General features: G+C 36.8%; 17 protein-coding genes and 1 pseudogene. 6 read left to right on the top strand and 12 right to left on the bottom strand.

Annotated elements, in window-relative coordinates; translation table 11 throughout:
* Nucleotides 1-52: 52 nt before the first annotated feature.
* The 4 genes from COO03_RS02490 to COO03_RS02505 form a co-directional block, all read right to left on the bottom strand.
* Nucleotides 53-1,192, bottom strand: a complete 1,140-nt coding sequence (locus tag COO03_RS02490; protein ID WP_097894893.1) for a YhgE/Pip domain-containing protein — start codon at nt 1,190-1,192, stop codon at nt 53-55.
* Nucleotides 1,193-1,245: 53 nt separating this feature from the next.
* A complete protein-coding gene (locus COO03_RS02495; protein WP_097894894.1) occupies nt 1,246-1,827 on the bottom strand; it encodes a TetR/AcrR family transcriptional regulator in 582 nt (193 codons plus the stop codon).
* Between the two features lie 87 nt (nt 1,828-1,914).
* Nucleotides 1,915-2,337, bottom strand: coding sequence for a hypothetical protein (locus COO03_RS02500; protein ID WP_255287487.1), 423 nt, complete (start codon nt 2,335-2,337; stop codon nt 1,915-1,917).
* Between the two features lie 128 nt (nt 2,338-2,465).
* Nucleotides 2,466-3,365 (bottom strand): helix-turn-helix transcriptional regulator, encoded by a 900-nt coding sequence (locus COO03_RS02505; RefSeq protein WP_097894896.1) that lies wholly within the window; start codon nt 3,363-3,365, stop codon nt 2,466-2,468.
* A 173-nt stretch (nt 3,366-3,538) separates the two neighbouring features.
* On the opposite strand from COO03_RS02505, the gene COO03_RS02510 reads away from it, so the two are divergent.
* Both COO03_RS02510 and COO03_RS02515 read left to right on the top strand, forming a co-directional pair.
* The gene (locus COO03_RS02510) at nt 3,539-4,006 is read left to right on the top strand and encodes a YusW family protein (protein WP_097894897.1); all 468 of its coding nucleotides are present in this window, start codon (nt 3,539-3,541) and stop codon (nt 4,004-4,006) included.
* Nucleotides 4,007-4,174: 168 nt separating this feature from the next.
* Nucleotides 4,175-4,390, top strand: coding sequence for a DUF3951 domain-containing protein (locus COO03_RS02515; RefSeq protein ID WP_097894898.1), 216 nt, complete (start codon nt 4,175-4,177; stop codon nt 4,388-4,390).
* 17 nt (nt 4,391-4,407) lie between these two features.
* Here the strand turns inward: COO03_RS02515 and COO03_RS02520 are convergent, their stop codons facing one another.
* Nucleotides 4,408-4,920: a hypothetical protein gene (locus COO03_RS02520; protein ID WP_097894899.1), complete on the bottom strand. Its 513-nt coding sequence runs from the start codon at nt 4,918-4,920 to the stop codon at nt 4,408-4,410.
* Nucleotides 4,921-5,473: 553 nt separating this feature from the next.
* On the opposite strand from COO03_RS02520, the gene COO03_RS02525 reads away from it, so the two are divergent.
* Nucleotides 5,474-5,920: a hypothetical protein gene (locus tag COO03_RS02525; RefSeq protein WP_097894900.1), complete on the top strand. Its 447-nt coding sequence runs from the start codon at nt 5,474-5,476 to the stop codon at nt 5,918-5,920.
* Between the two features lie 38 nt (nt 5,921-5,958).
* On the opposite strand, the gene COO03_RS02530 is transcribed toward COO03_RS02525, so the two are convergent.
* The gene (locus COO03_RS02530; RefSeq protein ID WP_141523277.1) at nt 5,959-7,218 is read right to left on the bottom strand and encodes a multidrug effflux MFS transporter; all 1,260 of its coding nucleotides are present in this window, start codon (nt 7,216-7,218) and stop codon (nt 5,959-5,961) included.
* A gap of 400 nt (nt 7,219-7,618) precedes the next feature.
* Here COO03_RS02530 and COO03_RS02535 point away from each other — a divergent pair, with 400 nt between their 5' ends.
* The 3 genes from COO03_RS02535 to scfB all read left to right on the top strand — a co-directional run bounded on the left by COO03_RS02535 (nt 7,619) and on the right by scfB (nt 11,226).
* Complete coding sequence (locus tag COO03_RS02535) at nt 7,619-9,055, top strand: APC family permease (protein ID WP_097894902.1); 1,437 nt, start codon at nt 7,619-7,621, stop codon at nt 9,053-9,055.
* A 536-nt stretch (nt 9,056-9,591) separates the two neighbouring features.
* Nucleotides 9,592-9,741 (top strand): six-cysteine ranthipeptide SCIFF, encoded by a 150-nt coding sequence (scfA, locus tag COO03_RS02540; RefSeq protein ID WP_097894903.1) that lies wholly within the window; start codon nt 9,592-9,594, stop codon nt 9,739-9,741.
* 78 nt (nt 9,742-9,819) lie between these two features.
* On the top strand, nt 9,820-11,226 hold the full coding sequence (gene scfB / locus COO03_RS02545; RefSeq protein WP_097894904.1) for a thioether cross-link-forming SCIFF peptide maturase: 1,407 nt from the start codon (nt 9,820-9,822) through the stop codon (nt 11,224-11,226).
* Between the two features lie 304 nt (nt 11,227-11,530).
* Here scfB and COO03_RS02550 read toward each other — a convergent pair.
* The 6 genes and pseudogenes from COO03_RS02550 to rocF all read right to left on the bottom strand — a co-directional run.
* Nucleotides 11,531-11,719: pseudogene (locus tag COO03_RS02550) on the bottom strand (putative iron-sulfur cluster-binding metallochaperone); the annotation flags it as partial.
* Between the two features lie 215 nt (nt 11,720-11,934).
* The gene (gene glmS, locus COO03_RS02555) at nt 11,935-13,737 is read right to left on the bottom strand and encodes a glutamine--fructose-6-phosphate transaminase (isomerizing) (protein WP_097894905.1); all 1,803 of its coding nucleotides are present in this window, start codon (nt 13,735-13,737) and stop codon (nt 11,935-11,937) included.
* A gap of 481 nt (nt 13,738-14,218) precedes the next feature.
* On the bottom strand, nt 14,219-15,565 hold the full coding sequence (gene glmM / locus COO03_RS02560) for a phosphoglucosamine mutase (RefSeq protein WP_097894906.1): 1,347 nt from the start codon (nt 15,563-15,565) through the stop codon (nt 14,219-14,221).
* Nucleotides 15,558-16,991, bottom strand: coding sequence for a CdaR family protein (locus COO03_RS02565; RefSeq protein ID WP_097894907.1), 1,434 nt, complete (start codon nt 16,989-16,991; stop codon nt 15,558-15,560). Before COO03_RS02565 ends, glmM begins: the two co-directional genes overlap by 8 nt.
* Complete coding sequence (gene cdaA / locus COO03_RS02570) at nt 16,984-17,811, bottom strand: diadenylate cyclase CdaA (RefSeq protein ID WP_097894908.1); 828 nt, start codon at nt 17,809-17,811, stop codon at nt 16,984-16,986. The genes COO03_RS02565 and cdaA overlap by 8 nt, the downstream gene beginning before the upstream one ends.
* 252 nt (nt 17,812-18,063) lie before the next feature.
* On the bottom strand, nt 18,064-18,957 hold the full coding sequence (gene rocF, locus COO03_RS02575) for an arginase (protein ID WP_097894909.1): 894 nt from the start codon (nt 18,955-18,957) through the stop codon (nt 18,064-18,066).
* Between the last annotated feature and the right edge of the window lie 387 nt (nt 18,958-19,344).

Here is a 19,344-nt window from a genome sequence, read left to right on the forward strand (position 1 = left end):
TGTTTGCTCATTACATCTATGATGATTTAAGAAAAACAGATACCTTTTTTCTTTATGCTTCTTTTACTAAACGCCTCTTCCCTTTTAATACAAATGATATTCCCATCGCAACTAGCGCTACAATTTGTGTAATGATAATTATAAATAATAGAGAAATAATATTTTCTTTCAAACTTCCACCGCCAAATATTATTGTATAATAACCATTCGCTGCGTATGTTGCGGGAAATAATTCACCGATTGTTTGATATGCTTTTGATAACATTGCATGTGGTACCATAACGCCAGAGCTTACGAGTTGTAATGACAGCGAAACAATATTAAAAAGCATGCCTGCATTTCCAAATAGAGTAATAAACATTTGTGTTAATGATAGGAAAGCAAAAAAGACAATTGCTTGAAATACCCATACATTCCATACTGTTTCTTGCGCCTCAATTTGAAATGCTTTCATTAAACCAATTGTAATACATGCAAGTAGGATTGATACTGCGGTGTTAATCACTTGTCGTGATAAGTAATTATCCCAGCTTCCTCCTACCTGTTTTGCCACTTTAGATAATTCCATACTCATGATCATCGCTCCTACAAATGAAGCTAACACGATCATAAGCGGTACCATGTTTACGGAAAACCCTTTTGCATCATTTACTTTATGAATCGTAAATCCAACTGAGTCTTCAGTTAAGCCTTTTATTGCTTCTACGCTCCCTGGACCCATGGCTTGTAATTTTCCAGCAACTGCTTGCTGCTTATAATTTGATATTTCTTTATTTACATTGTCACGAACTTGTTTCGCGACTCCTTCCATCATCTGCTTTGCCATCATAGCGTTTGCTTGGTTAATATGAAAGGCTAAATCTGTTTTTCCTTTTTCACTTACATCCTTTGAAAAAGAAGTCGGAATTTCAATAATCATATCGTATGCATGTGCATTCATTTCTTCTTTTGCCTTTTCCATAGATTTTTCTTTCGTTACTTGAAAAGGTAAGTTCTGCTGTAAACCTTCTGCTACTTTACTTCCCATGTTCGTATCTTGATTCACAATAGCAATGTGCATTTGATCCGCTCTTTCATTTACTCCATCATAGGCTGTAAGCCAAACGCAAAAGAAAATAAGTTGAAACGCTAACGCCACTATAACTCCTACATACGTACCTGGTGTTTTTAAAAATTGCTTCAATGTATTCATCTTTCCACCCTTCCGCAAGCAAGTACATACTTGCATTTTATTTTAAATAAATACTAGGGTCTTAATGCCCTAGCATATAAGGTTATATTATTTTCAATAAAATTTTCATCATTGATCTCTATGAGTCGATTTTCAAAACGCAATTTAGATAGAAAATACCCAAAATTAATCCATATAAAATTCATTACTTGCGCTTCAATATTTGTATGAATAATTTTTCCTTCTTGCTGCATCTTTTCAAAATAAATCATCAATTCTTCTTTTAATCCTTTTGGTATCTTAGAAATTTCATCATCTAATTCGGGAAATTCACCTGTTTCACGTATACCGATAGAAATGATGTCTTTCGCTTCATTCAAAAATTTATGATAGTGCCTTGCTAAATTCTTCAAATCCGTTTCTAATTCCCACACAACTTCTGTTTGTAAAAACTGTTTTACATGCGGTACATACGAAAATTCATAAACAGCTGCTTCAATGATACCCTTTTTATTTTTAAAGTTACGAAATATCGTTACTTCATTGACGCCAGCACGCATTGCGATTTCTTTCGTTGTTGCTGCTTTATATCCTCTTTCTTTCACTAACTCAATTGCTGCTTGAATAATTTTGTCTGCTGTCTTTGAGCGCGCCATATAATCCTCTCTTCCTCATGCAAGTGATCACTTACATTTAGATTATATACTTTTTCTAATTATTGTCAATCCGCTTTTTGTAAATTTTCAAGAACGATACTCATATAAACAACCAAGAAACTGAAATACAGTTAATATAAAACTAAATAAAAGCATGACTAGCATACTCATATGTAAAGATGGCTGAAAAATAGTAATTGTTCCCCAAACACTTATACTAATAAAGAAAAATTGAGCAATGACTCCCGTCGGTTTCAACCATATCCTTGTCTTTTGTTTTGTGATCTTCACTAAAAAACCGATAATTGAAAATAAAGTTAATGCAAGGAATGCTAGCCATCTTCCATAGGCAATATCATAGGGTTCAACTTGACTCGGAAATATGAAATGAATGATACGAAATAATAGAATACCAATACCGATACAAATAATTAAGGCAAGGAAACATTCTATAATGGCCTTAATTAGAGAATGTAAAAGTGGCTTTCTTTTTCCTATTGATTCTATCATTTCACTGAGCACACCAATTATAAAGAGTACAAAAAACCATATAAAGAAATAAAAAGGCGTTTCTAATTTTAATAATTCCGATATTGAATAGAATAACATTTTCCACATGCGTTCTTTCTCACCTTTACTTATTCTTCTATGTCTTCAAACTGCAAATTCGTAGGTTCTTCAGAAAGAGTCTCATAAAAATTTTCTGCTAAGTCCGTTGACGGCACCTTTTCATCAACTTCATCCAATCGAAAACTATCCGCCCATATACAGCCTTCTCCTGATAATAAAATGCCAAATGCAATTCCGATCGCTTCTTCTTTTATGTCCAGCACAACTGAATAAGGCTCCCAGTTTATCGTGTTTTTAATTGGACGATTTTGCATATTATCCATAGCTAATGGCTCTGTATCTTTTCCGTCCACACGCATCCACAGTCCTGCCCAATCTTTCACACTTTTACTTTTAATAAATGCCGTTAGGCGCAAACGCTTCCCCCTGTATTTATCAGCTTTAAACATTTGCATAAGTGTTGTAAATCCGCCATGTGTAACATCCTCTTTCGCTTTTATATAAGCCGATGTTTTTCCTTGATGAACAGTTTCATAGTCTATTCCCATTTCATATTCTCCAGGGTGACTTCCGCTTAATACCCACCCTTTTGGTAATCCTTTTTGCATTGAAACGCCCTCCCTTTCTATATAAAATGATTGAAAATATGTACGATACTTTTTGGGTGGCAAATGAAACATTCGTTTAAATGATCTTGTAAATGCCTCTTGTGAAGAGAAACCATATTGCACTGCAATATCAAGAACTGATCTATCTGTCATTACCAATGCCTGAGCAGCATGTGTTAATCTTCGTTTTCGAATATAATCAGTGATACTCATTCCAAGATGACTTTGAAAAATACGATGAAAATGATACATGGATATAGCACTATAAGAAGCTACTCTTTCAGTCGTAAGTTCTTCATCTAAATGCTCCTCTATATACGTAACTGCTCCTTTAATCAAATCTTTATATTCTTCATACATTTTTGCGCCTCCTTACATTTTCAATTTACCATATACATACAAATTATTTTTGATTTAAATTGCGAAGTATTCTACGTGACACGAGGAAAATAATTTATTTCGAACACATACATAATTACATGAAATTGGGAAAAACTTGTATGGAAGGAAGTTACAAAAAGGAGGAATATATGATGAGAATTTTACTTTCAGTTTTATTAGCTCTTATGCTAGTACCCGCATTAACAGGCTGTAAGGCACCAGCAAAACAAGATACAACTTCTAATAAGAAAACAACGGACGAAGCGAAAAATGAAGCACCCGCTGATTTAAAGCTTAATTTTAATGAATTTACTTTAAAAACAGATTATCAAGATACAAAGAAAGATTACGAAGCTGATTATAAAAACAAAGGTGCTAACAAAAAGATGGACGCAAAAATTGAAGATCATAAAGCTAATGTAAAATTAACAGGAGACGAAGCGATTCCAAAGCTAAGTCCACTTCTGCAAAAATTAACATTTGATAAAAATACACCAGATCAAGAAGTTATTGATCAAGTGGTGAGCGTCTTCCAATTGGACAAAGATTATCAAAAGTTCGACTTAGAAGTTGTTTTCTCTGACGGAACGAAGAAAGAGTATAAGAAAGAAATTAAATAAAGAAGTAGGCGGCCTGCCTACTTCTTTATTTTTAATTTTTTACATATCGTAAATCTGGGCTAGAACCAATAATATATGGAATCCCAAATACAAATGGTAAAAATCACCTCTTAGCTTTATAATAAAAAGTAGCTTTAATAATGCCTTTCCCTAGAAAGGGGATTTATAATAGATCCATTACTTATGGCCGTTATAGGATTACCACTAACAATTGTAATATTGGTCATAATCGACTTTTATAAATTATTTATTAAAAAGAAAAACATAACTTCTTTCTACACCCCGTTTGACAATATTACCGGACAAACAATTTCAGAATTTCACGAAGAACAGACAATCTTAGTAACTGAAGATGAAGACGGAAATGGGAAAAAGAAAAAATAACCTTGCGGTGCGCAAGGTTATTTTTGTGCTTCTTTTTGAAAACGTTTATAGTATGTTGAAGCTGTTGAAAAATGGACTTCTATGTCACGAATTAATGATGAATCTTCATCTTTCGCTAGTTTATCTAGCTTTTTCATTGCTTGTTCTGCCTCATCTAAGAAACCAACATATAACTCATGTTCTTGTTCTTTTGACTTAGGTACGCGAATTTCTTTACGAATATGATCAATATCCTCTAGCATACTTGTTGTTACCTTGTGGACGTCTTCTTTAAACTGCGCGTCCCCTAATTTTTTTCCAGCTTTTTCCTTAGTTTCTTCCCATAGTTTTACCGATTCATTTAACTCTTTATTCATTTTCTCATCATACTTTTTATGGACATCTTCATATACTTTCATATCTTCTTGCTGATCTGCCGATTGTTCTACTTTTTCTTTTGGTTCTTTTGATTCTTTTGCGTCCTTATTTCCATTACATCCCGCTAAAAGAAGCATACTTCCAAGCAAAACAATACCCCACACTTTCTTCATCTCTTACTCTCCTTTTATCTACATCTACTACTTATCCTGCTATTTGCGGGTGGTAATCTCCCCACCTCAAGATTCGGAAAAGAAGCTCGGCAGGAAATACACTGCCCGTAAAAGCCCGATTAGTTCAATTTTATCTCTACTTGTTATTATAACGAGAACACTTCAAACTTTGCACGTATGACAGCACTCTTATATACATACTATCATTTTTGTCACAGTATCGTCACTTTATACTATCAGTATCTCCATAACTTTGCCGTATACCTTACAAAACTGTAAGCACACATATAGAACATAGCATGGTAGACTGATATATACATCAATAAAAAAACGACATAAAACCCCTCTTTTTAAGTGGGGGAGAGGATCTGGCCATGCATAGAAGCGGTCAGGGCCTTTTTCTGCCACATGCGAAGTAAAAACAGAAAGAGCAAACGAGTGTAGATTACTTTGTATTCTGCATAGCAGGGATTTGGATGTCGAAAAATGAAAATGGATTTATATATATTTAAGGGTGCGTTATCCATTTTTTAGAATACAAGGGGAAATATATATGTACAACAAACTATTATTTATGGGAGAGGAACTGTCTATTCTCATACGCGAAAGATCGCTTCATATTGAAAATACAGAAAGCCTTCGCCGCGTACTAAAGAAGAAAAAAGCTCCACTCAAACTCGCCCAATATTTAAAGCAAGAACATACAAATCAACATGGTACCGTCCTCAATATCTCTGATGAGTCACTGGCAATTGAAATTATCGGTCATGTCTATATCGGAAACTTTGCCGATATATTAAAAAATATCCCTCGTATACCAAAAATCGCTCCGATAATTGTAGAAAGAGCCTATAAGATTACAGATCATACGGATATTATTGACTGCGGTGAAAAAGAGATTGATTCGAATCGCTGGGTTTGGGATAAATTAGCCGTTCTATACGATACAATTATAAATAACATGTATGAACTGTTTCAAAGAAATAGCAAAAAGAGCTAATTCAAAGTATATTTTGAATTAGCTCTTTTTTAGTACCCTTATGCCTCTATATCCTGCTGTTCTTGAAGTACAAACTGCTTTTCGCTGCGCTTTGCCATAAACATATAACATAAAACGGCGCCCACTTCACATATGGCAATCACAATACCCATAGGAAGTGCGTTATTACTCCCTCCCATACCTACTAAAGGTGCAACAAGCGCTCCGGAAATAAACTGTAATAATCCAAGCAATGCAGATGCTGTTCCAGCAGCTTGTTTTTGATTTCTCATCGCTAGTGTAAAACCTGTTGTCGATACGATCCCAACACTTGATACAACAAGGAATAATGAGCATAAAACACCGATTAATCCTATTCCTAGTACAATTATGAGAAGTAAGGAAATACCGCCAACAGCTGCAATTCCAATACCAGCTACAAATAATGTTTTCTCACTTAACTTTCCTGCCAAACGGCCAGTAATTTGACTGGCAAGAATAATACCAATACCATTAATAGCAAAGAATAAACTAAATGCTTGTGGTGATGCCCCGTATATGTTTTGCAACACAAACGGTGAACCCGAAATATATGCGAACATCGCTGCTGATACTAAACCTTGAGACAAAGCATATCCCATAAATAAGCGATCTTTCAGCAATTTCCCATATGTTGATAATGTGCCTGTTAAACCACCTGTTTCCCTCTCTTCCAGAGGTAATGTCTCATGTAATACAAAAATAGCGGATACTAACATAAAGACACTTATCACGCAAAGAACGATAAAAACTCCACGCCATGATGTAAACTGTAACAATTGTCCCCCAATAATTGGAGCTAAAATAGGCGCTGCTCCGTTTACTAACATAAGCAGTGAGAAAAACTTTGTCATCTCAGGACCAGAGTACATATCACGCACCATAGCACGCGATATAACAATTCCTGCTGAACCTGAGGCTCCTTGCAAGAAACGTAAAAGAACTAAACTCCAAATAGATGGTGCAACTACGCAAAGTAAAGAAGATACAACATAAATAATAAGAGCAATAATAAGAGGTTTGTGCCGTCCATAAATATCACTAATGGAACCAACAAATAATTGTCCAACTGAAAGCCCTAGCAAACAAGCTGTTAAAGTAAGCTGAGCAAGGGACGCACTCGTTTGTAAATCATCCGTTAATTTTGGTAACGAAGGTAAGTACATATCAATGGACAATGGCCCAATTGCTGTGAGTGTTCCTAATACAAGAATCATCCATAACCTGTTTGTTTTTACAGGTTTATATACATCGCGATTAACTTCATTCACTTCCGCTATTCACCCTTTCCGTTGTAAATATAAAATAAGCGTATCCACGAATCGTAACAATTATAGTTACATCTTTAAAGATACGTCAAGTATATCGTACTTTCCTCTTAATAACATAAAAAAGCGTACGGGAAATGCGCTTTTCTTTTCTTATATAGAAAATCAGTCACCAGCAGAATATGAAATCTTGAATAAACTATTCCAAATTTCATAATGAGGCAACATTTTAAACAGTGAAAAGCTTACAAAATTAAAGCATGACGCGAATTGTATAATTGGTATGGTACTTGCAATATAGAAGAGTGAATAAAACCGCTTTGAAAAGACTGAATTTTCAAACTTACAAAGAAAGGAGGGATACAAGCTAAGGTGAGATACAACGTACTGACAAAACAGAAGGAGGTTTTTTATGCAAACAAAAATCAAGCAGGAAACGAATAACATGCAACAATATCAATACAAGCAAGAGTTAAAGAGGTCTTTAAAGTTTTTTAGTTCTTTTGCAGTCGCATTTTCATTTATGTCTATCACAACGGGAATTTTCACGAATTTTGGTTTTGTTTTAAACAATGCGGGACCCGCAGGTATTTGGACGTGGCCCATCGTATTAGCAGGCCACTTGCTTGTCGCTCTTGTTATTGCCGAATTGGCAGGAAGAATGCCACTAAGCGGCTATTCGTACCAATGGGTGACGCGGCTGGCAAATCAAGAATTAGGGTGGTTTTCCGGCTGGCTCGGATTTTGCTTTTTTGTCATTGTCATTCCTGCCGTCGATTTTGGCCTGGCTCCACTCATTGCTGATGTATTCAGCTGGAATATCAGTGGAAAAACCCTGTTGTATATTGCACTCGCAACCCTACTACTACAGGCTGTCCTCAACATTTTTGGCGTAAAACTGGCTTCTCGCCTCAATGACATTGCAGTATATACCGAAGTGATCGGTATGGTGGGCATTCTTGTTATTCTTGCTGTTGTTGCACTATTCACAACTCCGAATTGGGACATGCTAACAAATATTGGCGAGCAGAAAAATGGCACGTACCTTGGCGGCTTTGTAATTGCTATGCTAATGGGATCGTGGACCATGGTCGGCTTTGAAGCCGCGGCGAATCTTTCGGAAGAAACAATTGACGCTAGTAAAAATGTACCACGTGCTGTATTTTTCGCATTGCTGATTGGTGGTATCATTGGATTTGCTTTTCTTTTTACTGTTACAATTTCCATTACGGATTTAGCCGGTGTGACAGCTTCTGCCAACCCGCTTCCACTTATTATTAAAACAAAGCTCGGTCAATTCATCGGCACTTTGTTTATGCTTCTTGTTATCATTTCCATTTTTGCATGCGGGTTAATCGGAATGGCTTCTGCTTCCCGTGTCATCTATGCAATGGCGCGGGACGATGTATTTTTTGCTTCACGTTATTTTAAAAAGGTGAACCCAGGAACATCTGTACCGGTAAATGCGATTTTGCTTGTATTAGTTCTCGATATTATAGCAATCCTATTCTCTGATTCTTTAACTTTACTAGTCGGATCAACATCTGTTGTTCTTACCGCTTTATACTTCATAACCGTTTTGGCTTACTATTTACGTAGAAAAGATTTGCCTGACGCGGAGACGTTCAATTTAGGGAAATGGAGAGCACCTGTCACGTATGGTGCTTTAATATGGCTCGTGTTCGAAATGGGGGTATTAACTATTCCTGATATGTTTCATGGAGTGGCAATTGTAGGCGGAACGCTATTTTTAACGGGAACTCTTGTATATTTTGCGCTATTCCGAAGCAAGATTAAAGCAGGAAAAATTGGGATTCAAAATACAAACATTGATGAAAGGCACTCGTAAACAATCCCTCCTCCGTTACTGAAGTGAACCATGAAAATGGGACAAACATCAAAACACTGAAATTACCTGTTCGCTATATCCTTTAGTGAACAGGTAATTTCATTTCCCCCCCCCAGTGTTCATCAGAGCATTTTCCTTCTCCCTGTTGTAAACTACATCATATAAATACAAAAAAGAAACCTCATTTCAAAAACGAAATAAAGTCTCTAGTAGTCTAATCAAGAAGCTATCTATATCCAACGGCACAGTTAAGATATAAATCCCCATAATTTCGTGTTCAAGCTACACTTATATGCGAATATTTCGCGCTCCAGGGACTCTCCAAATTTTAGCAAGTGAAAAAGGGAAGCGAAATCAATTAGAGTTTCCAGAGTATCAAGACATCAGGAATAATTGACGTAAACCCGAGATGTTGTTAAAATTATTGTTGGAAATAATGTGAAACCCTTCACAAATTACAACCAATATTGTGAAGGGTTTCACAATATTTAAATCTTATTTCTTCAAAAAATATTTTCAAAAGGGAGTTGTGCGTTATGAAAAGAATCGTAACACTGAGCACTCGTAAACTGAAAGATACCGCAAAACATGGTGGATGTGGCGCATGTCAAACATCTTGCCAGTCAGCTTGCAAAACTTCTTGCGGAGTTGCAAATCAGCATTGTGAAAACAAAATGAACAGATAGGAAACTGAAACTGTACCGCCCAACTGCTTTCCAGATGGGCGGCAATTTCTATGGACAAAAGGAGTCTGATTATCAGGTATGATTCATCAATATAAACTAAACGGATACAACATTGTACTCGACACCTATAGTGGATCGGTACATGTTGTTGACGACCTCGCCTATGAAATTATTGCACGTTATGAGAATACCCCTGCGGAGGAAATCGTGACAATAATGCTAGAAAAATACGCACATGATGCAGGCATCTCCGAGAAAGACATTCGAGAAACAATCGCGGATGTCGAAGAACTAAAAAATGATGGGCAACTCTTTACTGAGGATGAATATAAGGACCTCTCAATTAATTTGAGAAATCGTCAAACTTATGTAAAGGCTCTCTGCCTCAATGTCGCACATACTTGTAACCTATCATGTGAATACTGCTTCGCCAGCCAAGGGAAATACAACGGAAACAGAGCAATTATGAGCTATGAGGTTGGACAAAGAGCCATCGATTACCTATTGGAGAACTCCGGTTATCACCGAAACCTCGACGTCGACTTCTTTGGTGGAGAACCGCTCATGGCCTGGAAGGTCGTCAAACAGATTGTCGCCTACGCAAGAGGCAAAGAAAAAGAGTCCAAAAAAACTTTTCGCTTTACCTTCACTACAAATGGCATGCTGCTGAGCGATGAGGTCACCGATTTCTTAAATAAGGAAATGTACAATGTCGTATTGAGCCTTGATGGAAGAAAAGAGGTCCATGACGGGCTTCGGAAAACGATTACTGGAAAGGGTAGCTACGATTATATTGTTCCGAAGTTCCAGGAATTTATCGAAAAGCGTGGAGAAAAAGAATACTATGTACGTGGAACATACACCCAGAACAATGTCGACTTCACCAATGACATTTTTCATATCGCAGACCTTGGTTTCGACAAACTCTCGATGGAACCGGTCATCTGTGATCCACGTGAACCATATGCGCTTACTGAAGAAGACCTCCCAGAGATTTATAACCAGTACGAGATTCTCGCCAAGGAAATGCTTAAGCGCGAAGAAACAGGCAACGGTTTTACCTTCTACCATTACATGCTTGATCTCTCAGAAGGTCCTTGCATCCAAAAGAGAATTTCCGGCTGTGGCTCAGGAACCGAATATCTCGCCGTCACACCATGGGGCGAGATATTCCCTTGTCATCAGTTCGTCGGGGATGAAGAATATAGCATGGGAAACATCTGGGATGGAATCACAAAACCAGAGATGCAATGCCAATTTAAAGAGAGCAACTGCTACTCGAAGCCGGAATGCCAGGACTGCTGGGCGAAACTCTACTGCAGTGGCGGTTGCCCTGCAAACTCGCTGCATGCAACCGGCTCTCTCAAGGGAACCTACGACTTCAGTTGTGACATCTTCCGCAAGAGAATCGAATGCTCCATGATGGTTAAGGTAGCCCAATCCATCAGAGCTATGGAAGAAGACAAACAAGCCGTGACTCAATAAGCATAATGATACAAAAAGAGGCTGGGACATAAATAAGAAAAAAATCTGATTTATGCTCAGTCTCTTTGAAAGTATTTCAATATCCTCGTTTAGAAAACTAAAAGAATTTACGTCAAATAAATCTATCCTTAAAACAACCTCCGAAAATGAGAAGTATGAAAACACTTTTTAATCCGCTATTTTTTTCCATATTCTAAAACATGTTTTTAATGGAACACAAAATGGATCTTTGAAATAAAGTTTGATAATTCCGTACTGCGTTCTTAAACAAACACTCTCCTTTAGTTAAAGGTAGATAGTTAGCTTAGTTCTTTATATAACTCGTAACATTTCCTAAACAACAACTGCCTTGAGGATTGTTTACATCGCATCCACATCGGTTTTCGTTTATATTTTCACGAATATGTTCTACTGGATTAGGAGTAAGTCCTTTTTCTACATATTCCTTTATTTTCTCTTTAGTCCAATCAAAGCAATAACAAATTGGTGTAGTTAACTATCATTTTCCTAATCATCTTAAACATTACGCCGATAAAGATAGGTACACGCAACATTAAATTGCGCAGCAAAATAATAGGAATCTAATTATTCAACAAAATACCCCAAATTGCTGAACAAAAAAATCCTGCATTGATATGCAGGATTTTTAATCAAACTTTTTATAAATTATCAATCTTTATTCAAAAGCTACACAAAACTACTAATCTCCTACTCAACAGTAACAGATTTAGCTAAGTTACGTGGCTTATCAACATCACACTCGCGGTGAAGCGCTGCGTAGTATGAGATAAGTTGTAATGGAATAACTGCTACAAGCGGTGCTAATGCTTCGTGTACAGCTGGTAGTACGAAGCTGTCGCCTTCCATTTCTAAGCCTTTCATTGAGATGATACATGGGTTAGCTCCACGTGCTACTACTTCTTTCACATTACCGCGAATTCCAAGGTTTACGTGTGCTTGTGTAGCAAGTGCGATAACTGGTGTACCTTGTTCAATTAAAGCAATTGTACCGTGTTTTAGCTCTCCACCAGCAAATCCTTCTGCTTGGATGTAAGAGATTTCTTTTAGCTTTAACGCACCTTCTAGACCTACGAAGAAGTCTACGCTACGTCCGATGAAGAAGCAGTTGCGTGTTGTTGCTAAAAATTGTTTTGCTAATGCATCCATTTCTTCTTTTTGATCACAAAGTACTATCATTGCGTTCGCTACAAGACCTAGTTCTTGTGTTAAGTCGAAATCAAGAACTTCGCCTTTTGCTTTTGCAATGTCAGCTGCTAGGATTGAAAGTACTGCAAGTTGCGCTGTATAAGCTTTCGTAGAAGCAACCGCGATTTCTGGTCCTGCATGTAAAGGTAGTGTATAGTCCGCTTCACGAGAAAGCGTAGAACCTGGTACGTTTGTGATTGTTAATGCTTTATGACCCATCTCATTTGTTTGCACAAGTACTGCACGGCTATCTGCTGTTTCACCACTTTGCGAGATGTAAATGAAGAAAGGCTTTTCTGTTAATAATGGCATATTGTAAGAGAACTCACTTGCTACATGTACTTCTACAGGTACTTTCGCAAATTTCTCAATGAATTGCTTTCCAACAAGACCAGCATGGTAACTTGTTCCACATGCAATAATATAAATACGATCGCTATCTAAAATTGCACCACGGATGTCTTCATCTAGTTCAATTTCGCCATTTTCATTTTGATATTTTTGAATGATATTACGGATTACAAGTGGTTGCTCATCAATTTCTTTAAGCATGAAATGAGGATACGTTCCTTTTTCAATATCACTTGCGTCTAATTCCGCTGTAAACGGTGCACGTTCAATCGTTTCACCTTGTAAGTTTTTAATTGTAATACTTTCTTTTGTTACGATTACCATCTCTTTATCCATTAACTCGATAAATTGATCCGTAACTTGTAACATCGCCATTGCATCGCTCGCAACAACATTAAAGTTGTCACCAACACCTACTAATAGCGGGCTTTTGTTTTTAGCAACATAAATCATGTTTGGATTTTCAGCATCAAGCAATCCTAACGCATAAGAACCATGTAAAATAGATAACGTTTTACGGAATGCATCTTCTACACTTAGTCCTGTGTTTACTTGCTGTTCCATAAGCTGAACGATAACTTCTGTATCTGTTTCACTTACAAACGTCACATCTTGAAGATATTCTTTTTTCACTAACTCATAGTTTTCAATTACACCATTATGAACAAGTGTAAAGCGTTTTGATGTACTTTGATGCGGATGTGCATTTACTGTACTTGGAACACCATGTGTAGCCCAGCGTGTATGACCGATTCCCACGCTTGCCGCTACATTCTCATCTACGATTTCACGAAGTTTTGCAATACGGCCTTTTTCTTTGTATACAACAACACCGTTCTCAGCTTGTACTGCAATACCCGCTGAATCATATCCGCGGTATTCTAGCTTCTCTAAACCTTTTAATAAAATTTCCTTTGCATCTTGCTCTCCAATAAATCCTACGATTCCACACATGTTTAGTCGCCGTTACAAATGCTTACATTGCTCTGCGAACATGTAACGACATAGTCATTTTCCATTATTTGCATATCAAAAACGGATTACATATTGCTAGCCCTGTAAGTCTGTAACGGCCTTCACCTTCCTCTCGATTGGTTTCAGTCCGTATATACTTATACAGCTAGTATTCATCCGTTCCTTTTCTCTCATCACACTTTTACCTTTGTCCATCAAGTCACCTTGGTGATTTAAGTAAAAGCTTTCGGTTGTGATGAACAACCGGGAGTCATCCGCCGAAATCTCGATAAAAACTCCTCCTCGTCAACTACACAACTTGTAGTTCTGGCGCTTCAATAATCACATACTTATTTTGAGAAAAAGAACAAGACCATCTTATAACAAACAGTATAAACCGTCAATGAAAATTTTTCATTGTCTATAAAACATATGAAAAAGGAGCACAAAACGTGCTCCTTTTTCATATAAAACCGGCGAATTATTCAGCGCCAACTTCAGCCTTCACAACTTCTACAATACGATGTACGTATCCATCACAAAGCTCTTGTGTTGGTGCTTCTGCCATTACACGGATAAGTGGTTCTGTTCCAGAAGGACGAACAAGAATACGGCCGTCTCCGTTCATTTCTTCTTCTACCACACGGATAATTTCTTTAATTTTTTCATTTTCTAATGCTAATTTTTTATCTGTTACACGAACGTTCACTAATAATTGTGGGAACTTTGTCATTTCACCTGCAAGCTCAGACAATGGTTTTTTCGTCATTTTCATGATGTTTACAAGTTGAAGTGCACTTAACATTCCATCTCCAGTTGTAATGTAATCAAGTAAGATAATATGACCTGATTGTTCACCACCTAAATTATAACCACCACGTTTCATTTCTTCCATTACATAGCGATCACCAACTGCTGTTTTATCACTTGTAATACCGTTTGCTTCAAGCGCTTTGTAGAAACCTAAGTTGCTCATAACTGTTGAAACAACTGTGTTATGTTTTAACTGACCAGTTTCTTTCATGTACTTCGCACAAATGTACATAATTTGATCTCCATCGACGATGTTTCCTTTTTCATCTACTGCAATTAAACGGTCTCCATCACCATCGAATGCAAGTCCGATATCTGCACCTTTTTCTTTTACTAGTTCTGCTAAACCTTCTGGATGTGTAGAACCAACACCTTCATTAATATTCATGCCATTTGGTGAAGTTCCCATTGTAGAAATATCAGCTTCTAAATCTGCAAATAAATATGGCGCTAAAGAAGATGTTGCACCGTGTGCACAGTCTAAAGCAATATGTAAGCCTGAGAAATCTTCTTCTACTGTTTGTTTAATGTATTGTAAATATTTTTGTCCACCTTCAAAGTAATCGTTCACTTGACCAAGATTTGTTCCAGTTGGACGTGGTAATTCATCAACTTCTTTATCTAATAATGCTTCAATCTCTGCTTCTTGCTCATCTGTTAGTTTAAATCCATCTGAACCGAAGAATTTAATTCCGTTATCTTGTACTGGGTTATGAGATGCTGAAATCATAACGCCTGCTTGTGCATCTAATGCTTTTGTTAAGTAAGCAACCCCAGGAGTTGAAATAACTCCAAGACGCATAACTTCCGCTCCAGTTGATAATAGACCTGCTACTAAAGCACCTTCTAGCATATGACCAGATACACGTGTGTCACGGCCGATAATCACTTTTGGACGCTCTGTATCTTTTGTTAATACATATCCTCCAAAACGACCAATTTTAAACGCTAATTCAGGAGTTAATTCCTTATTCGCGACACCGCGCACACCATCTGTACCAAAATATTTACCCATTGCTATTCGCTCCTTTTTCTTGCTCTTTTTGTTTGTCTGTTGTATTCTCTTTATCTTTTTCGTGCTCTTTTTCTTTTTCTTGTTCTTTTTGTTTGTCTGTTGTATTTTCTTTATCTTTTTGTGAATCAGATTGCTCTGTGTTCCCTTGTACTTCTTGACTTGGTTGTTCTTTCTTTACAAGGGTTACCTTCGCACTTTTTTGTTTTGCCTCTATTGAAACATTACTTGGACCGCTAACCTGAATTGGGATATCATGCGTACCAGGAGATAGGTTTTGCAGATTAATTGCCGCCGTTATTTGCGCTGCTGTTATTTTATCTACTACACTAGCTTCTCCTGAAATATCAACACTTATCTTTCCACTTTGCGGCGAAAGGAGTTGCAAAGTAGCGTCGTTTGAAAGACCATTTTTTTGAATAGAAATGCCATCAATTGTTCTATGCTTTATTTGTTTTTGCTTCTGTACTTCGACAGAAACCGTTACTTTATCAGGTTTTGCACTTGTTACACCCTTTGGTAATAAAACAGAGGTATCGAATGTTGTAGACTCTGTCATTTGACTAAGATCCACTTCGACCCCCTCTATGGATTGTATATTATCCAAAACATCTTTTGGACCTGATATCGTCACTTCACTTGGCTGAATACCGATGTTTGTGACCGCCAACCCTTCTGGCATACTTCCTTTTTTCACATAGGTTAGCGGCACTGTTTTCTCTATATTATTTGTTGTTCCCTGTGTGGCAACAGGGATTGTCACACTTACTCTAGATGGGCTTGTTTTTAAATCTAATCGTTTCCCATCTTTATCATATAGCATAACCTCTGCTTCTTTTGTTACCGTTTTGTTAATACCTTTTACATCAACATGTGCCTTAGCCGAAGCAATACTATCTATTTCCTCTTCTGTTCCAACTACCTCAACAGTATCTGGTTTAAACTTAATAGCAGATTTGTCAATGTTAGTACCTGCCTGCAGCTGATCTTCATTTGACAATTTCACATCTACAGAAACATACTTTTTAGCTTTATTATAAATTGTAACTTTAATTTTTGATGGTTGAACGGTTGCTTTCACATTACTTGGGAGATTCGTTGCTTTTAGGGGAACTTCATAAGTTCCTTTTTTATAACCACGTAAATCTACAGGAATCTCAATTTTGCTTTTTGCTTTTATAGCAGCAACCGATGCCTTAGGACCTTCCAATTTCACCTTCACTTGGCTTTGAGTGCTACTTACAATATATTTCTCTGCATCATAATCTACCTTGATAGGGCAGTCTATTGTTTCTTTTGTATCACCTGTGAAAGGCGATATGTTCGCAGTGTTATTTTTTTCTGTTATGGTTGTTGACATGAAAAGCATCAATGTCAGTAGTAATGAAATTCCTTTTAAAAACCAATGGTTCTCCATTAACTTATCCATGACGCTTTCTCCTCCAATTCCAATTCCATAAAGATGAAGAAGTTGTCTTCACATTTCCACTAAACTCTGCCAAAAGCATTTCTTTCAACTGCTCTGTCTTTAAATCGCGATGTAATTCACCATTTTTTGTTAAAGAAATTTGACCAGTTTCTTCTGATACAACAACTGTAATGCTATCAGTTACTTCGCTAACCCCCATTGCAGCTCGGTGACGCGTTCCTAATTCTTTAGAAATAAAAGGACTTTCTGATAATGGAAGATAGCAAGCTGCTGCTTTAATTGTACTACCTTGCATAATAACCGCTCCATCATGGAGAGGTGTATTAGGGATAAAAATATTAATTAGTAATTCCGATGATACATTTGCATTCAAAGGAATTCCGGTTTCTATATAATCGTCCATTCCAGTTTCTCTGGATAATGTAATCAATGCACCAATTCTTCGTTTTCCCATATATTCTGTTGCTTTCGCTACAGCTGTGGCAACAATTTCAGGTTCACTCTCTCCATGAACGCCTCCACGAGAAAATAAACTTCCCCGTCCTAGTTGTTCAAGCGCTCGTCTTATTTCAGGCTGAAAAATGATAATAACCGCTAAAAATCCCCATGTTATTACCTGATCCGTTAGCCAATACAGCGTATGCAAATCAAGGAAATAGCTTAATATACGAACGACGATAATAACTGTAATCCCTTTCAAAAGCTGAACAGCTTTTGTGCCTCGAATTACAAGAATTAGCTTATATATAACAAACCACACAACGGCGATATCTAATATCGTACTGAGATATTTCAAAAGGTTCATATCTCCAAAAGGCATGCTACACCTTCCTCCTACTTACGAGCAATTTCATCCATATATTGAAATATTTTTTATGCTCTATCTGTATGTATTTACAACAACTAATTAATTATAACATACATGAAAAAAACAACAATTACAAACAACATCCCTCCCTTGGCTTAAATTGGTAAGATGTCAAACTTTTTTGATGAATCGTATAATATAACTCATTATTATACGCTCATTTTAAAATAAAAAAAGCAGCATTTTCAGCCGCTTTTCTTACATTTATTTTAGTTTTTCGCCAAATAAAGAACCCATTAATGCAACAGCCGCTGTTGCAGTTTTATTTTTCTCATCTAAGATTGGATTTACTTCAACAAATTCAGCAGATGTAATAATATCAGCCTCTGCTAACATTTCCATTGCTAAATGGCTTTCTCGATAAGATAACCCACCAGTTACAGGTGTTCCAACCCCTGGTGCATCATGTGGATCAAGACCATCTAGATCTAATGATAAGTGCACACCATCTGTATGTGATAAATACCCAATCGTTTCTTCCATAACAGCCGTCATACCCATACGGTCAATTTCATGCATTGTAAATACTTTAATTCCCTCATTGCGAATAAATTCTTTTTCGCCCTCATCTAATGCGCGTGCACCAATGATAACGACGTTCTCTTTTTTTACCTTTGGATATGCCTCATATAAATTTACAAGTGAAGGATGTCCATAACCTAAGCTTGCTGCAAGCGACATACCATGAATGTTTCCAGACGGGGATGTTTCTTCCGTATTTAAATCACCGTGTGCATCATACCAGATAACACCTAAATTCTTATAATGCTTCGCTACTCCTGCAAGAGTCCCAATAGCAATACTATGGTCACCACCTAACACAAGTGGAAAATGACCTTTTTCTATACTATGATCAACCTTACTTGCTAACTCATTACACACATCTGCAACTTGTGTAAGGTTTCTTAATTTTGTATTTTCATCTATTTCTTTCTCTCTCTCAATACATATATCCCCAATGTCTTCTACGTTATACCCAATGTTCTCGATTCTTTCAATTACTCCTGCATATCGAATCGCACTTGGTCCCATATCAACCCCGCGACGCATTTGCCCTAAATCCATTGGAACGCCAATAATTGAAATTTCTTTCTTCATAGATAGTATCCCCCTTTTATGCCTTCACTAAATATTTTAAATCTTTTATATAGTCTGACTCAACTCGACATTTTTTTGTATGTATATACACCTTATTCACTCTTATTCACGTTAAAATCTATATTTTAACGCGAACCTATGTATAAAACGAACTTAGTAGAAGCAATCTTTTCCTATATAAATCCATTTTCATTTTTCGACATCTAAATCCCTGCCATGCAGAATAAAAAGTAACCTACACTCGTTTGCTCTTTCTGTTTTTACTTCGCATGTGGCAGAAAAAAGCCCTGACCGCTTCTATGCATGAATAGATGCTCTCTCCCACCTAAAAAGAGGGGTTTTATGTCGTTTTTTTATTGATGTATAGATAACAGATGCTTTTATTTT

The sequence above is a fragment of the Bacillus sp. AFS098217 genome (assembly GCF_002551815.1).
Lineage (GTDB): Bacteria > Bacillota > Bacilli > Bacillales > Bacillaceae_G > Bacillus_A.